Source organism: Cupriavidus sp. L7L, assembly GCF_004353535.1.
Lineage (GTDB): Bacteria > Pseudomonadota > Gammaproteobacteria > Burkholderiales > Burkholderiaceae > Cupriavidus > Cupriavidus oxalaticus_A.
In genome coordinates this window covers 152296-167537 of record NZ_SMNY01000006.1, presented here as the reverse complement: position 1 = coordinate 167537, position 15242 = coordinate 152296, and the positions used below count along the sequence as shown (strand labels likewise).

14 protein-coding genes are annotated in these 15242 nt (G+C 66.1%); 7 read left to right on the top strand and 7 right to left on the bottom strand.

The window, feature by feature from the left end; all coding sequences use genetic code 11:
- Positions 1 to 58: 58 nt before the first annotated feature.
- Positions 59 to 652: a TetR/AcrR family transcriptional regulator gene (locus tag E1J61_RS06420; RefSeq protein ID WP_133093290.1), complete on the bottom strand. Its 594-nt coding sequence runs from the start codon at positions 650 to 652 to the stop codon at positions 59 to 61.
- Between the two features lie 127 nt (positions 653 to 779).
- Here E1J61_RS06420 and E1J61_RS06415 point away from each other — a divergent pair, with 127 nt between their 5' ends.
- Both E1J61_RS06415 and E1J61_RS06410 read left to right on the top strand, forming a co-directional pair.
- Positions 780 to 1547 (top strand): SDR family NAD(P)-dependent oxidoreductase, encoded by a 768-nt coding sequence (locus E1J61_RS06415; protein WP_133093289.1) that lies wholly within the window; start codon positions 780 to 782, stop codon positions 1545 to 1547.
- 137 nt (positions 1548 to 1684) lie between these two features.
- Complete coding sequence (locus tag E1J61_RS06410; RefSeq protein ID WP_133093288.1) at positions 1685 to 2116, top strand: cupin domain-containing protein; 432 nt, start codon at positions 1685 to 1687, stop codon at positions 2114 to 2116.
- Here the strand turns inward: E1J61_RS06410 and E1J61_RS06405 are convergent.
- From E1J61_RS06405 to E1J61_RS06395, 3 genes are read right to left on the bottom strand one after another with little or no spacing between them, the layout of a single operon-like run.
- The gene (locus E1J61_RS06405; RefSeq protein WP_133093287.1) at positions 2100 to 3092 is read right to left on the bottom strand and encodes a tripartite tricarboxylate transporter substrate-binding protein; all 993 of its coding nucleotides are present in this window, start codon (positions 3090 to 3092) and stop codon (positions 2100 to 2102) included. The two genes, E1J61_RS06410 and E1J61_RS06405, sit on opposite strands and share 17 nt — an antisense overlap.
- A 35-nt stretch (positions 3093 to 3127) precedes the next feature.
- Positions 3128 to 4630 (bottom strand): M81 family metallopeptidase, encoded by a 1503-nt coding sequence (locus E1J61_RS06400; RefSeq protein ID WP_133093286.1) that lies wholly within the window; start codon positions 4628 to 4630, stop codon positions 3128 to 3130.
- 34 nt (positions 4631 to 4664) lie between these two features.
- Positions 4665 to 5663 (bottom strand): tripartite tricarboxylate transporter substrate binding protein, encoded by a 999-nt coding sequence (locus E1J61_RS06395; RefSeq protein WP_133093285.1) that lies wholly within the window; start codon positions 5661 to 5663, stop codon positions 4665 to 4667.
- A 204-nt stretch (positions 5664 to 5867) separates the two neighbouring features.
- Between E1J61_RS06395 and E1J61_RS06390 the strand changes: the two genes are divergently transcribed.
- The 5 genes from E1J61_RS06390 to E1J61_RS06370 all read left to right on the top strand — a co-directional run bounded on the left by E1J61_RS06390 (position 5868) and on the right by E1J61_RS06370 (position 11232).
- Positions 5868 to 6893 (top strand): LysR family transcriptional regulator, encoded by a 1026-nt coding sequence (locus E1J61_RS06390; protein ID WP_243736802.1) that lies wholly within the window; start codon positions 5868 to 5870, stop codon positions 6891 to 6893.
- Positions 6894 to 7192: 299 nt separating this feature from the next.
- Positions 7193 to 8218, top strand: coding sequence for an acetamidase/formamidase family protein (locus tag E1J61_RS06385; protein WP_133093283.1), 1026 nt, complete (start codon positions 7193 to 7195; stop codon positions 8216 to 8218).
- An 89-nt stretch (positions 8219 to 8307) separates the two neighbouring features.
- Positions 8308 to 8535, top strand: coding sequence for a XapX domain-containing protein (locus tag E1J61_RS06380; protein ID WP_133093282.1), 228 nt, complete (start codon positions 8308 to 8310; stop codon positions 8533 to 8535).
- A 15-nt stretch (positions 8536 to 8550) separates the two neighbouring features.
- Complete coding sequence (locus E1J61_RS06375; protein WP_063240339.1) at positions 8551 to 8742, top strand: DUF1427 family protein; 192 nt, start codon at positions 8551 to 8553, stop codon at positions 8740 to 8742.
- Between the two features lie 99 nt (positions 8743 to 8841).
- Entirely contained in the window at positions 8842 to 11232 is a 2391-nt protein-coding gene (locus tag E1J61_RS06370) for an acetamidase/formamidase family protein (RefSeq protein ID WP_133093281.1), read from the top strand.
- A gap of 17 nt (positions 11233 to 11249) precedes the next feature.
- Here E1J61_RS06370 and aspA read toward each other — a convergent pair whose 3' ends face one another.
- The 3 genes from aspA to E1J61_RS06355 form a co-directional block, all read right to left on the bottom strand.
- Positions 11250 to 12695 carry an aspartate ammonia-lyase gene (gene aspA / locus E1J61_RS06365; RefSeq protein WP_133093280.1) on the bottom strand — a complete coding sequence of 482 codons (1446 nt, stop codon included), beginning with the start codon at positions 12693 to 12695 and terminating at the stop codon, positions 11250 to 11252.
- A gap of 31 nt (positions 12696 to 12726) precedes the next feature.
- Entirely contained in the window at positions 12727 to 13743 is a 1017-nt protein-coding gene (locus E1J61_RS06360; RefSeq protein ID WP_133093279.1) for an MBL fold metallo-hydrolase, read from the bottom strand.
- A gap of 317 nt (positions 13744 to 14060) precedes the next feature.
- Positions 14061 to 15179 carry a nitronate monooxygenase family protein gene (locus tag E1J61_RS06355; protein WP_133093278.1) on the bottom strand — a complete coding sequence of 373 codons (1119 nt, stop codon included), beginning with the start codon at positions 15177 to 15179 and terminating at the stop codon, positions 14061 to 14063.
- Positions 15180 to 15242: the final 63 nt, after the last annotated feature.

Here is a 15242-nt window from a genome sequence, read left to right as displayed (position 1 = left end):
AGCCCGCCAGCCCGTAGGTGGCAGGGGGAGGGCCCGGCACGTGGTTAAGGGGGGCGGGCTAGGCGGAACTGCCCAGCAAACGGTTGCGGACGGCGTCGAGCATGGCCTCGGAGAGCGGATCGCCCTCGGTTGCGCGCGCCAGCGTCAGCGCGCCGACCAGCATGGCCATGCGGATCAGGGCTTCTTCCTCGCGCACCCGCGGGTCATCGCTGGCTACGGTCGTGGCCATCTCATCGACCAGTACCTTGAAGCCGTCCAGGTAAGCCTGCCGCACCGGCTTGTCGGCGGGCTCGCGCGCAACGTCCACCGCCAGCGAGGAGGCAGCGCAGCCGACGCCAGGGTTAGCGCAGTGCGCAGCGGTCAGGTAAGGCTCGACCAGGTTGGCCAGCATGGTGTGCCGGTCGCCGTTGGCGCGCGCCAGCCGGCGTTCCCAGCGCGCGGCGGATTCTTCAAAGGCGCGCTTGCAGGCCTGCGCGGCGAGCGCGTCCTTGGAGGCAAAGTGGCCATAAAAGCCGCCGTGGGTCAGGCCGGCGCCGGCCATCAGCTCGGCGACGCTGACGCCGTTCAGTCCGCGCTCGCGGAACAGCCGCGACGACGCTTGCTCGATCGCCTCGCGGTTCTTGTCGGCTTGTTCGCGTGATGCGCGTGCCATGTGAAGGACTCCTCGGAATTCTGCCTTGACCGCAGTTTAGATGATGGCCATACTTTATTCAATAGATGTCAGTCATCATCTATAAAACGCCCAAAGCAGCATCCAACCCCTTCAGGAGTTATTCGTCATGCACAATCTTTTCGATCTGAGCGGCCGCGTTGCCGTCATCACCGGATCCACCCGCGGCATGGGCCTCGCCATGGCGCGGGCGCTCGGCAACGCCGGCGCCGCCGTGGTGGTATCGGGACGTGACGGCGAAGCCGCGCGCACCGTCGCCGCGCAGCTGGAAGCGGACGGCATCCGCGCCACCGGCATCGCCTGTGACATTGCCGACGTCGACAGCGTGCGCGCCTTCGCCGAGCAGGCTCTGGCCGCGTACGGCCGGGTCGATGCGCTGGTCCTCAACGCGGCGGCCGGCGCCACGCCGGGTTCCATGCTGACGCAAGGCCCCGAGCTGTTCGATGCGGCCATGGCCGGCAATGTGCGCGGCAACCTGATGCTGGTGAACGCGCTGGCACCGCAGATGGCCGAGCGCCGCGATGGCTCGATCACTTTCATGTCGAGCATCGCGGCCAAGCGCGGCTCGGCGTTCCTTGGCCTGTACAGCGTGACCAAGGCAGCGATCGACCAGGCCATGCGCAGCCTTGCGCTGGAGCTCGGCCCGTCCGGCATCAACGTCAATGCCATTAACCCGGGCCCGGTGCGCACGGAATTCTCGCGCGATGCCTTGTGGGGCGACCCGGAGCGCGAAGCGCGGCTGGCCGCGGGCGTGCCGATGCGCCGCATCGGCGAGGCGGAAGACGTGGCGGGGCTGGCGGTGCTGCTGGCGGCGCCGGCCGGACGCTTTATCCATGGCCAGAGCATCGGCGTGGATGGGGGCTTGTCGGCGCAGTAAGGCGATGCGCGGCCAGGCGCAGCGGCGCAATTGAACGGCCATCGGCAAATCACTATGATGAATTTCCCGATGGCCGATAAGGCCTGGAAATGCCGGCGTGGCGCCCCTGGCGAGCCGAGAGAGCGGAGCATTGCATCATGCAGACAACGAGCGCGAGCATTCCGTCGACCCTGGTGGCGGTGCGCCCGGACCGGGAAATCGCCACCAGCCAGAAGCTGCCGTATTTCGTTGGCATTTCCGGCACGACGGCAGGCGCGAGGGCATTGTCGATGCACCTTGTCGTGGTCCCACCCGGCGCGCACGCGGAAGCCCATGTCCATTGCGAGCACGAGACCGCCATCTACGTGCTGGAGGGCAGGGTGGAAACCCGCTACGGCCCCGGCTTGCGAGATTCCGTGGTCACCGGGGCGGGCGAGTTCCTGTTTATCCCGCCCGGTGTTCCGCACCAGCCATTTAATCTCAGCGCCACCGAGCCGGCCCGCGCCATCGTTGCCCGCAACAGCCCGGAGGAGCAGGAGCGGGTACTGCCGTACGATCCTGCCGCGGATACGACTACTCGGTCGCCGTAAAGCCGGAAGCCATGACTACAGGCTTCCACCGCCCCCGCTGGTCCTGGATGGTCTGACGCAGTGCCGCGGCCGGCTGGCCGTTCAGTTCCATGCCCAGCGTCGCCATCCTGTCGCGGAGGTCGCGCGCGCGGACAGCCTCCAGCAGCGCCTTCTCCAACCTGGCAACGGCGGCGGGCGGGGTGCCCGCCGGCACGAACGCAGAGTACCAACCGGAGGCCGTCTCGAAGCCGGGGGCGCCGGCTTCTGCCAGCGTCGGCACGTCAGGCAGCAGCGATGAACGCCTGGTGCCGGTAACGCCGAGGAAGCGGATCTTGCCGGCGCGGTACAGCTCCATCTGCCCGGCAATGGCGTCGATGCCGATGGGCAGCGTGCCGCCGATCTCATCGGTCAGCATCATCACCACGCCGCGGTACGCCGTGGGCGTCAGCGGCACGCCGATTTCCTTGCCGAGGGTGACGACGCCGAAATGAATGCTGCCGCCGAGGGTCACCAGTCCGACTCCGCCTTTCGAGGGATCGCGCTTCACCCACGCCAGGTATTCCTGCATGGTCCGGTACGGCTGGCCGACGCTGGTCGATGCCACCAGCGGCACATCTGCCAGGTACGCGACAGGGACCAGGTCCTTGTCCGGGTCGTAGGGCAGCTGTTTGTAGGTCAGTGGAAAGATCGTGAACGGCGGCGCCGGTGAAATCAGCAACGTCTTGCCGTCGCCGGGTGAGCGCCGGACATTGTCCAGCGCCAGCCGGGCTGAAGCGCCCGGACGATTTTCCACCAGGACCGGCGTGTCGAGGGATGCGCGCAGCTTCTCGGCCAGCGCACGCGCAAAGATGTCGAGGGCGCCGCCAGGCGCGAATCCAACCACGATGCGCAGCGGGGTATCGGTGGGGGCCGCGAGCGCGGTGGCCGGCAAGACGCCCATGCCCAAGGCAAGGGAAATGCCGACTGCGAGGTTGCGCAGTGCGAATCGGACCGGCATGGTGTCTCCTTTGGGAAGCGAGAATACATCGATCATCAGAACGTCTGGAGCGCGGTGTGTTCGTCCAGCGGATAGATGGGGCGGCTCAGGTTGCGGAAGGGAAACTGGCTGTAGTCCGAGTTGCAGACGCCAGGGCCTGCCACCAGCACGATGTCCTTTGCGATCGGCTCGAAGCCGGCGCGGAAATGCTGGCGCGACTTGATCAGGACATACTTGCGGCGCGACAGGTCGATCCCGGCGTGGGTGAAGACGCCAGTATCGAATGGCTCCTGCGGCTTCTCGCAGACGACGACCAGCGTGCCGTCCACGTCAAGCACCGCTGTCCGGCCGAGGCTGAGCCGCATGCCCGTGAACATCGGCCCGGTCACCTGGTAGGCGCCATCGGTGATGCAGCGAACTTGTCCGGTCAGGCGTAGCGGCTTGCCTTTCAGGCCGAGCGCGGGCATGTCGGTCTTGCCGCCCACGTCGACCGTCACGGTCGTGCCCACACCCGCCTCGATCATCAGGGCCACGGCACCCGGGTCCCAGAAGGGCCCGGCGACAACGTCCTTCAGTCCCTGCCGCAGCACCTCACCAAGCACCGTCATCTCGTCGGTCGGCCCGCCCGCACCGCAATTGTCGCCGTGGTCGACGAGGATCACGGGGCCGGCCTTGGCTTCGCGTGCGCGAGCGATGGACGTTTCCATGGGTTCGAGCGGAAAGACGAAGTCGGCGCGGCGCTCCCATGCTGCGGCGCTGAGTTCGTCGAGCAGCTGGATGCCCGCCTCGGCATGGGCTGCATCGGCGACCACGACCACCGTCAGGCCGACATGTGGAATATCCGCAAGCGGAAAGCCGCCGAAGATCGACACGTTCAGCACCTCGCCATCGCGCTCCGCGGCGATGGCTCGATCCATGATGTCCTTCATCGGTTGCTCGCGCGGTGTCTGGCGCAGCATGTGGGTGAGCATCGGCAGCGTGCGCCACAGCATGACCGGGCGGACTTCGCCACGGATTGCCGCCATCAGCGTCTGCGCAGCGCGCGCTCCGGTCTCGTACACGTCCACATGAGGATAAGTCCGGTAGCCGGCAATGACCGTGGCATTGTCCACCAGTGCCTTGCTGAAGTTGGCATGGAAATCGAGCGATACCGCGATCGGCACCTCCGGCGCGGCGGCGCGGATCCGGGCAAGCAGTTCGCCTTCGGCATCCGCAAGGCCTTCGGCCACCATTGCACCGTGCAGGTCGAGCATGACGGCGTCGCAGCCTTCGCGCACGGCCTCGATGATGGTGGCCGACATCGATTCGAAGGCTTCCCGTGTCACCACGCCGCTAGGTACGGCATTTGCCATCAGGGGCATCACGAACTGGTCGCCCTGGGCGACCACCAGGTCCATGAACGCCGCCGCAGCGCTGTTGGTGCCCTGGCAGGCGCGCACGGCGTCGTCGCCATACAGCGGACCATCGGTGCTGCTGCCGCGGCTGAAGGCGGACAGCGGCGTGGGAATCGGCGAGAAGGTATTGGTCTCATGCCGCATCAGGGCGATGACGAAGCGCATTGGGCGAGCTCCAGAAAATGGGTCGGACGTGATGTCAGTTGGATTCGAGATTGACCGTGCGAGCGATGGCGCCGTAGCGCACGGTCTCGGCGTGGATCAGGCGGCGGCTCTCGGCGGGCGTGGTGAGGACCGGTTCGTAGGCGAGCGACTGCAGCCGCTCGACGAAATCAGGCTCCTGCATGCTGGCGCGCACCTCCCGGTACAGCCGCTCGACGACGGCCTCGGGTGTGCCGGCCTTGGCGACCAGCGCCAGGTTGGCGCGGACGAGCAGGGCATCCTTGCTGTCAGCGGCCTGCCGCTGGAGCTTGGGGAACTGCGCGACCGCCGCCGTTTGCAGCACGGCCAGCGGCTTGACCTTGCCGTCGCCGACGTAGCTGATGGAGGAGCCGATGACATCCACATGGGCATCGGTCTGGCCGCCGATCAGGTCCGACATGGCCGGCGGAGAGCCGCGATACGGCACGATGGTGAAGTCCAGTCCGTTGCGTCGCTTCCAGTCCGCCAGGCCGAGATGCGCCGCGCCGGCGACAGCATTGATGCTGATCGAGACCTTGCCCGGGTGCTTGACGATGTAGTCCCTGAGCTCGGTCAGGTTCATCTGCTTGCGGTCCACCCGCGTGACGATCCAGTGCGGCACGGTACTCACGATGGTGACGGGCGTGAAATCCCGGTCGGGGTTGTAGCGCAAGCCCTTGACGGTATGCGGATTGATGTTCAGCGTGCCGTCGCTCGCGAGCAGCAGCGTATTGCCGTCGGCCTTCTCCTTCAGTACCGACATGACGCCCGGCACGGTAGCGCCGCCAGCGATGTTCTCGACCACCACCGGCTGCCCGAGCCGCTGTTCCAGCTTGCGCGCCAGGGTGCGGCCTACGATGTCATAGGAACCGCCCGCGGGAAACGGCACCACCAGCCGCAGCGGCCGATCCGGCCATGCCGCGGCAGCGGCGGGTTGAATCGCGACAAGCATGGTGCCCACCGTGGCGGCTGCCATCACCCCGCGTACGATCCTGGCAATAGTGTTCAGCGTGATCATCGGTTCTCCTCCTGGGGTCTTGCGCCGCCTTGTATTGATGGAATGCCGCCGACTATAAGGGATCGAGGTCTCTACCAAAAGCGAATAAAAGTCACTGTAGATAAACCAAATGGTTAACTCTTAAAATGCGGCTATCTCCCCGTCACTAGTTTTCCACCGATGCCGAATGATCCTGCCCGCGCCGTCCGGGAATCCGCCCAGTCCATGCTTGGTCGCCTGAAACTTCGTCATCTCCGCCTCGTTCTTGCGCTCAGCGAAGCGGGTACGGCCGCGGCGGTGGCCGAGCGCCTGCACGTCAGTCCGGCTGCGGTGTCGAAGGCATTGGGGGAAATCGAGGATATTGTCGGCACGCCGCTCTATGTCAGGAGCCGACGCGGCCTGGTGCTGACCGAGCCCGGCCGCGAGATGGCGGCTCACGCCAAGGTGCTGCTGGCGCAGTTCGAGCGGCTGGCGGAATCGCTGCACGCGGTGCGTGCCGGCAGCCAGGGCGAGCTGCGCATCGCCTTTCGGACGATCTCGGTGCAGCCGCTGCTGGCGCAGGCCATGACCGATTTCCACCGTGACAATCCGCGCGTGGAAATCAGCGTGATCGAAGGCGGCATCGGCGAAATGACGGAGCAGCTTGTCGACGGCTCGCTTGACCTGCTGTTTGCCTACGACGATCCTCGCCTGTCCCGGCCGGCATTGCAGACCACGCCTGTAGTGCCGGCGCAGAACGTCGTGATCGTGGCCAGCCGCGACCACCCGCTGCTGGCGCGCCGCAAGATCGCGGCACAGGCCTTGTCTTCAGAGCGGTGGTGCATACCTGCGGCCGGATCGCGCATGCTCCACCTGCTGCACACGGCCTTCCACGCCTTTGGCGTTGCGCCACCGGCATCGGGAATCCGCACGAGCGATGTCGCCGCGACCGCAAGCCTGATGCAGACAGGGCATTACCTGGCAGTCTTCCCCGAGCGCATCGCCGCGCAGCTCTGCGAGGCCAAGGTCGCACGCATTCTGCGCTTCGACCTGCGCAGCCATGTGGAGCCGGTGGTCGTGGTCTGGAATGGCGAAGTCACGCCGCGGCCCGCGGCGCAGCGTTTCCGTGACCTGGTCGTGGAACGGGCCAACCCCGGCGCCTGGCGGCACGAAGGCGTGCCGGTGCTGGGCGCGCGTGCCGTGGCCGCGGCGGGCATGGTGGATCGCGAACCGAAGCCGTCAGCGAATCGTAAGCCGCGCGCGTCCCACTGATGCCCAGATCGTGCCGCCCCAGCGCACGTTTACCCTAGTACGCGCCAGCACAAGTCTTTGGGGCGTATCGCCCTATCGGTCATGCACCGGCCCTCTCTAGTATGGATTCACCGCGCGGCACCGATAGCACCGCGGCGCGGCATCCGGGCTTCCCTGCCTGGACGTGAATCGCCGGGCTCAATGACGGCGATTCATAAGAAACACGAATAGCCGATATCCCCCTCCCTGCCTGACCGGATACAGCCGATCACCGAGTGAGCGGCTGGGGATGCGGCTGCGAAAAAAATCCAGGAGACGACATGCTGCATGACCTGCCCGCCCGCCCCGAGACCATCCACTGGGGCTATTTCGATGCCACCAAGGCGCCCGCCCTGACCGTGAAAAGCGGGGACCTCATCCGCGCCGAAGCGGTGACCCATCACGCCGGCGATGCGCCAGACCTGATGATGGATGCCGCCATCCGCGAGATCTACCGGACCATCCCGCACGATGACCGCAACCCGGGCGTGCATATCATGACCGGGCCCATCTATGTCGAGGATGCCAGGCCCGGCGATATGCTGGAGGTGCGCTATCTCCAGATGATCCCGCGCTTTCGCTTCGGGGCCAACGTTGCGGCGCACTGGGGGCAGCTCTACCGGGAGTTCGAGAAAGAGCGGGTCACGATCTACGAGCTGGACCAGGCCTCTAACACCGCGCATGCGCTCTATGCCTTCGACTATCCCGGCAAGCTGACCACGCCCGGCAAGGTGGTCGACGACCGCGAATGCTGCCGCCAGCCGGCGCTTGCCGGTGTGCGCGTGCCGGTGCGCCCCCATCTTGGCACGGCCGGGGTCGCGCCCGACAAGCGCGGCCGGGTCACTACCGTCGAGCCCGGGCTGCATGGCGGCAATATCGACAACTGGCGTATCGGCGCGGGGGCCACCATGTACTATCCCGTCCAGGTCGATGGCGCGCTGTTCTCGATCGGCGACCCGCATATCTCGCAGGGCGACGGCGAAATCAGCGGCACGGCGATTGAAGCCTCGCTGAACGTGTTGTTCCAGGTGATCCTGCGCAAGGATTTCCACTTCCCTTCGCCGCTGCTGGAAACGCCCGACTGCTGGGTCGTGCACGGTTTCCACGAGGACCTCGATGAAGCCGGCAAGAACGCGGCCCGCGACATGATCCAGCTGCTGACCGAGCAGCAGGGCCTCTCGCGCGACGATGCCTACTCGCTGATGAGCGTCTCGGCCGACTTCGGCGTGACGCAGGTCGTCGATGGCACGCAGGGCATCCATTGCACCATGCCTCGCGCGATCTTCCCACCGAAAGGCAAGGGCTGAACTGGCATCCTCATCGAACCCATGCACTGCCGGACGCCCGCCGCCATAAAGGGGGGCCTCCGCGCGGCTGCGGCACCGGAGCACGCGGCATGCAATACGTCTATGTAGGACGCAACGAATGGGTGGCCCTGATCGTCGGCCTGGTCACCGGCACCCTGTATTCCTGGCTGGACTTGCCGATTCCCGCGCCCAATGTCACCGGCGGGATCTGCGCCATCCTTTTTACTTACCTCGGCTACCTGATCGTGCAGGCGTTGCGCAGGACGATCGCCTTCGGGCGCCCGCCGCAAGGCAGCCAGGGCAAGGGAATTTCCTGAGAGCGGGAGAACGACATGGTCGAAATTGCATTGGGGACGACCGAGTTGCAGGCAGCGGCCGTCGGACTGGTGACTGGTATTGTCTACACTGCTGTTCGTGCGCCGATACCGGCGCCTAACGTGCTCGGCGGCATCTTCGCCATCTTCGGCACATTTGCCGGTTTCGTGCTGGTTGCCGCGATGCGGGGCCAGCTGCTGGTCGGATAAGCTGACGGGTTGAAGGCCCTTGCATGAGATGCCTGAAGCGTTGGCGGACAATCATGTCCGCCAATTGCGCTGTTGCAGAACGCTGCCTGGGAGGCTGAATTGCACCTTTTGCGCTTTTCCACCGAAGCCTATCCGCACAACCGGCGCGGCGCCGCCTGGCGCGACGAACTCAGGATCGCGCGCCTGCATTGCGAAAGCCTGTGCGCGGATCACACCCTGCACGGCACGATCCAGTCGCGGACAACGCCCGCGGGGATCGAGCTGGCGTGCATCTCGTCGGTTCCACAGACCCTGAGCATTGCCGCGGGAGGCGGGCGCGGCATGATGCTGCTGATGCTGGTCGAAGGTAACGCCACCCTCGCCGCGCCGGACCTGCGCGAGCCGCTGCGGCCGGGCCAGCTGGCATGCGTGCCGCAGCAGGACTCCCGCAAGCTGGTGCTGAGCACCGGCTTCCGTCTGATGGCGGTACACATCGGCCAGGCCTTGCTCGGCGCAAGGATCACGGACCCGCTGCCGGGCGCCGCGCTGGTGCTTTCCGGCGATTCGGCCGAGCTGTTTGCCCGGCTGCTGCAATCGATGGCGCTCAGTTTCGATACGGTAGTGGCCGCCGAGGGCAAGGCGCTCCAGCCGTTCGAGAACACCATCATTTCGTGCCTGGGCGCGGTCCTTGCGGACAGCCGGGCAACGCCGGCCGCGGACATGACGCCATCGAGGTCCGCCATCTTTGCGCGCGTCTGCAGCCGCATCAACGCCCGCCTTTCGGAACCCGAGCTCGGCCTTGCCGCCATTGCCGCGGACGAGCGCCTGTCGGCCCGCTACCTGCAGAAGCTCTTCGAGAAATCGGGCAGCAGCTTTTCATCCTATCTGCGCACCAGCCGGCTTGACCGATGCCGGGCCGATCTGGCCAACGCGCAGTATGAAAAGCTCTCGATTGCCGATATCTGCTATCGCTGGGGCTTCAACGACCCGTCCTATTTCAGCCACGCGTTTCGCGAACAGTTCGGGATCTCGCCGCGCGCATACCGCGACCAGATGGCGATCGCGCCCGCGCCCCGGCCACCGCAGAAAGTGTCGCGCGGACTTCCCGCGCACGCGAGGCTTGCGCCTGGCATGCGCGCAGCGCCGCCCGGTGATGGCCCGGTTGGCGCGCAACAAGCAGCCCCGGCCGTGGTTTCCATTGCCCAGGCGCGCGCGCATGCCGCACGCCACGAAGGCCGGCACCACTGGCTGCAGGCGACGGACAAGACCGTGCATTGGGGCTACCTGAGCCATGAACTGCAGCCGGTGCTGGAGGTACAGTCGGGCGACACGGTCACGATCGAGACGCTGACCCAGCACGCATCGGACGACCGCGAGCGCATGATCGAGGGGGATCCCGGCGCGGAAAGCGTCTTCCACTGGACCGCGGAGCAGAAGAACGTGAACCGGCGCGGCGCCGGGCCGATCGATGCGTCGGTCTATGGCCGTGGTGCCGGAGAAGGCTTCGGCGTCCATATCTGCACCGGCCCGGTCGCGGTTCGTGGCGCCATGCCCGGCGATGTCCTCGAGGTGCGCATCCTCGACGTACGTCCGCGGCGGTGCGCCAACCCGCGCTTTGCCGGCAAGGCCTTCGGCAGCAACGCTTCGACCTGGTGGGGGTTTCACTACCGCGACATGCTGACGGAACCGCGCGAGCGCGAGGTGGTCACCGTGTTCGAGATCGATTGCGAACGTGCCGACGGTTGCGCGCGCGCGGTCTATAGCTTTCGCTGGACGCCGCAGCGCGATCCCTTCGGCGTGCTGCATCCGACCATCGACTATCCCGGCGTGCCGGTCGACCATGCCACCATCAGCAAGAACTACGACGTGCTGCGCGACGTGGCCATACCGGTCCGGCCGCACTTCGGCGTCATCGCCGTGGCGCCGGCGCAGGACGGGCTGATCGATTCCATCCCGCCATCGAGCTTCGCCGGAAACCTGGACAACTGGCGGGTCACGCGGGGCGCTACCGTCTACCTCAGGGTTGGCGTTCCGGGCGCGTTACTGTCGATTGGCGATCCCCATGCCTCGCAGGGAGACTCGGAACTATGCGGAACGGCCATCGAATGCTCGCTCACCGGAGACTTCCAGCTGGTCCTGCACAAGAGCACCATGATTGAACGCGGGGCTCCATTTGCCGACCTGAGCTACCCGTTGGTAGAGACCGCCGACGAGTGGATACTGCATGGCTTCAGTTCACCCAATCACCTGACCGAGCTGGGCAAGACGGCACAGAGCGATATCTACCTGAAATCCACGCTCGACGATGCCATGCGCGATGCCTTCCGCAAGGCGCGCCGCTTCCTGATGACGGTCAAGGAGCTGACCGAAGACGAGGCGGTCACCCTGATATCGGTCGCCGTCGATTTCGGGGTGACGCAGGTCGTCAATGGCAACTGGGGCATCCATGCCATCATCAAGAAGTCGTTGTTTGCCGGCACACCTGCCGGGCGCGATTACGGCCAGGGATGAGCCACGGCGAATCCTGTTCATGGCTTGCCGGTGGGCTTGTCTGCAGGTTTGTCGGCGAGCTTGTCCGCACGGGGCCGGATCAGCGTTTCGGGCCGCAACGCCTCGTCGAGCGCTTCGGCGGTCATCAGGCCCCGCGCCAGCACCACTTCGCGGATGGTGGTGCCCTTGGCATGGGCCTCGGCGGCGACGGAGGTCGCGTTCTTGTAGCCGATCACGGGATTGAGCGCGGTCACCAGGGCGATCGAGCGCTCGATGGTTTCGCGCAAGCGTTCAGGGTTGGCGGTAATGCCGTCGACGCACTTCTGCGCCAGCGTCTGGCAGCCATTGGTCAGGTGCCGGAAGCTGCGTAGCAGGCTGGCGGCAATCACCGGCTCGAAGGCATTGAGCTGCAACTGGCCGGCCTCCGCGGCAAAGGTGATGGTGGTGTCGTTGCCGAACACCTCGAAGGCGATCTGGTTGACAACCTCCGGAATGACGGGATTGACCTTGCCGGGCATGATCGACGAGCCCGCCTGCATCGGCGGCAGGTTGATCTCGCCGAAGCCCGCGCGCGGCCCGCTCGACAGCAGCCGCAGGTCGTTGCAGGTCTTGGACAGCTTGACGGCAATGCGCTTGAGCACGCCCGAGATCTGCACGAAGGCGCCGCAATCCTGCGTGGCCTCCACCAGGTTGGGCGCGAGGCACAGGTCGATGCCCGTGATCCGCCGCAACGCGGCCAGGGCCTTCGGCGCGTAGTCGGGATGCGCGGTGATGCCGGTGCCGATCGCGGTGGCGCCCAGGTTGATTTCGCGGATCAGCAAAGCGGTTTCGCGCAGGCGCGCCATGTCTTCCTCGAGCATGACCGCGTAGGTGGAGAATTCCTGGCCGAGCGTCATCGGGACCGCATCCTGAAGCTGGGTGCGGCCAAGCTTGAGCAGGCCGGAGAACTCCGTCGCCTTGCGGTCGAACGCGGCGCGCAGGACTTCCATCGCTTCGAGCAGGTGCTCGATGGCGAAATACGTGGCGATGCGCAGCGCGGTTGGATAGACGTCGTTGGTGCTTTGCGCCATATTCACGTGCTCGTTCGGGTGCAGGAACTGGTATTCGCCCTTGCGGTGCCCCATGTGCTCGAGCGCGCGGTTGCAGATGACCTCGTTGGCATTCATGTTCGTCGATGTGCCGGCGCCGCCCTGGATCGTGTCGACAATGAACTGGTCGTGCAGCTTGCCTTCGCGCACGTCATGGCAGGCGGCCAGGATGGCGTCGCGCAGCGTGGCGGGCAGCAGGCCGAGTTCGGCATTGGCCTCGGCGGCGGCCTGCTTGACGGAGGCCAGCGCAATGATCAGCTCCGGCCACGATGAGATGGGGGTGCCGCTGATCTGGAAGTTCTCCCAGGCCCTGAGGGTGTGGACGCCGTAGTAGGCATCGGCAGGCACCTGGCGTTCGCCAAGCAGGTCGGCTTCGGTGCGATGGGTATTGGTCATGACGCGATTCGATAAGGGTTGATGCGGCTGCTCAACGTCGCAGGTGCTCCCGGGCCGCCTGCACTTCACTGGCCATCTCCTCCGCACGGCCACGGTAACGCGGCGAGAAATGGAACGGCGTCACCGCGCGGGCGCCAATGCAGGACGCGATCCGGCCAGCCTGGGCGGCGGTCAGGTGGTTCTTGCGCAGGGCGTGGGCGCGATCCGCTTCCAGGAACACGCTCTCGATAAAGAGATGGTCGACGCCCTGCATCAGGTTCGACAGCGCCTGCATGTTGTCGCTGGTATCGCGCAGGTCGGTCGCATAGCCGATGCGCTGGCCAGGCTCGGCGTCAAGGATCAGGCGGCTTAGTTCGCCGACCGTTCGCGTTACCGCATGGTCGCCGCCGCTGTCGCGCCATTGCACGGGAATCGGCGTGTCGACGGGGGCACCGGTCAGGACCGCATGCTTAAGCTCGCGCAGCCACGCGCCTTTTGTCATGCCCGATGCGCCAAGGCGCTCCTTGTCGACGCCGAGCCGGACCTTTTCTTCGACGATGTAGGACAGGCAGGGAATGCCGTGGTCGACAAAGCAGGCGCGCACTCGGAATGTTGTCTCGTCATGCACGATATCGCCGCATTGCTCAGTCGTCGCGACTGCCACACTGGCAAAGCGGTCCCGGCTTGAAAACCGCGCGCTGCGGATGTGGCCATCCAGTGCAAGTTCGAACGCCTCAACGACCAGTTCCAGATCGTAGCGGTGCACGACATTCCAGGTATAGGCACGCAGCTTATGCCCGACTTGCGCCACGAACCCAGGCCCGCCGTACAGCGCGATGGACGGCTTGCGCCCGAGCAGTACGCGCAGCAGGTGGTCGAAGCCGGAAAAGTGATCCATATGGGTATGCGTGACGAACACATGCGACACGCGCATCAGATTGCGCGGCATCAGCGCCGTGATGTCGCCCAGGTCGAAGAGCAAGGCGCGCCGTTCGTCGAGAAAGTCGACGAACAGGACGGGGTCGCCGAAGACGTCATTGACGAGGCGGGCTTGCAGCAGGGGACGCATGGTCACACGCGCGGGGGAAATCAGGAGAGGCAAGGTGCCTGTGCGGGCACATAGGCCGATTGCCGGGCCCTTGTATCAGAATAGGACGCTCCGGTTTGCAGCGCTTCCATTGACCTTTTTTCGCGTGCGCCGGGCGATTTCGCGGGGTTCTCATCCCTCACCGGCAGTGATGGAAGGCATCACCAAAGATGTTTTACGTGAGCGGTCCGGCCACCTGATTTAGGCATACCCAACCTTATCGGCATCCCTGCTGCAAGATCAAGGCATCACGCCGGCCGGCCCGCTGCATCGCTGACACGGCGGCCGGCACGGCGATGCTAGGCGGCCACGTGTTGCAGAGAGGCCAGGCGCGCGATCGCGTCCCGCAGTTCCGACTGCAGCCGTCCGACCAGTTCGGCCGCGGGCAGCGCTCGCGCCAGCGGCACCGCCTGTCCCGCCCACTGGGCCGCATAGTCGGCGCTTCCCGTGGCCTTGGCGGCAGCGTGGAGCGCCTTGCCGGCGTCATACGTGGTGGGGTAGTCGGGGATGGCGGGCGCGTCCGGATGCTCGCCCAGTGCCGTGAGGCGGTTCGCAAAGCCCCGGGCGGCGCGGCCGGAGATGGCGCGCGTGAGCGTGGTGGGGCGCTTGCTGTCCGCCGCGAGGGCGCTGCGATAGGCGGCGTCGACCGCCGTCTCGGGGCAGGCGATGAATGCGGTGCCAAGCTGCGCCGCTTGCGCGCCGAGCGCCAATACCGCGGCAATGCCCGCGCCATCCATGATGCCGCCGGCTGCGATCACCGGCAGGCTCGTCTTCTGCACCAGGACACGCACCAGCGCCAGCGTCCCGAGGCCCTCGTCGTAGGCGGCCGGATCGAACACGCCACGATGGCCGCCCGCTTCGATGCCCTGCGCGACAATGGCGTCGATGCCCGCCGCTTCGATCTGGCGCGCCTCTTGCAACGAGGTCGCGCTGGCCAGCAGCACGATGCCCGCGCTGCGCAGGGCATCGATCTTCTGCTGCGCGGGAAGCCCGAAATGAAAGCTCACGACTGCGGGTTTCTCTTCCAGCAGCATGCGCAGCATGTCCTCGTCTTCGACGAAGCTCTTGTAGATTTCGCGCAGCGTGGCGGGGGCCGTGCCGCCGTGCTTCAGGAAGTGCGGGGTGAGATAGTCCAGCCAGGTCTTTTCGCGCGCGGGATCGGGCTGGGCCGGCGCATGGCAGAACAGGTTGACATTGAACGGCTTGCCGGTCAGTGCCCGGGTCTCGCGGATCGCCTTGCGCGCGCCCTCGGCGTCCATGGCACCGACGCCGAGCGAACCAAGGCCGCCGGCCTCGGACACGGCAGCCGCCAGTGCGGGCGTGCCGACGCCTGCCATCGGCGCCTGGATGATCGGCGTGGAAATATGCAGGCGCGCAAGCAGGCCGCGGCCATTGTCCAGGGGCTTCGATGTTTCCATGTGCAGTTCCTATGTTGAATCGCCCGGCGCCTAAACGCTCCGGGCAGAAAGCGGTTGCAGCCC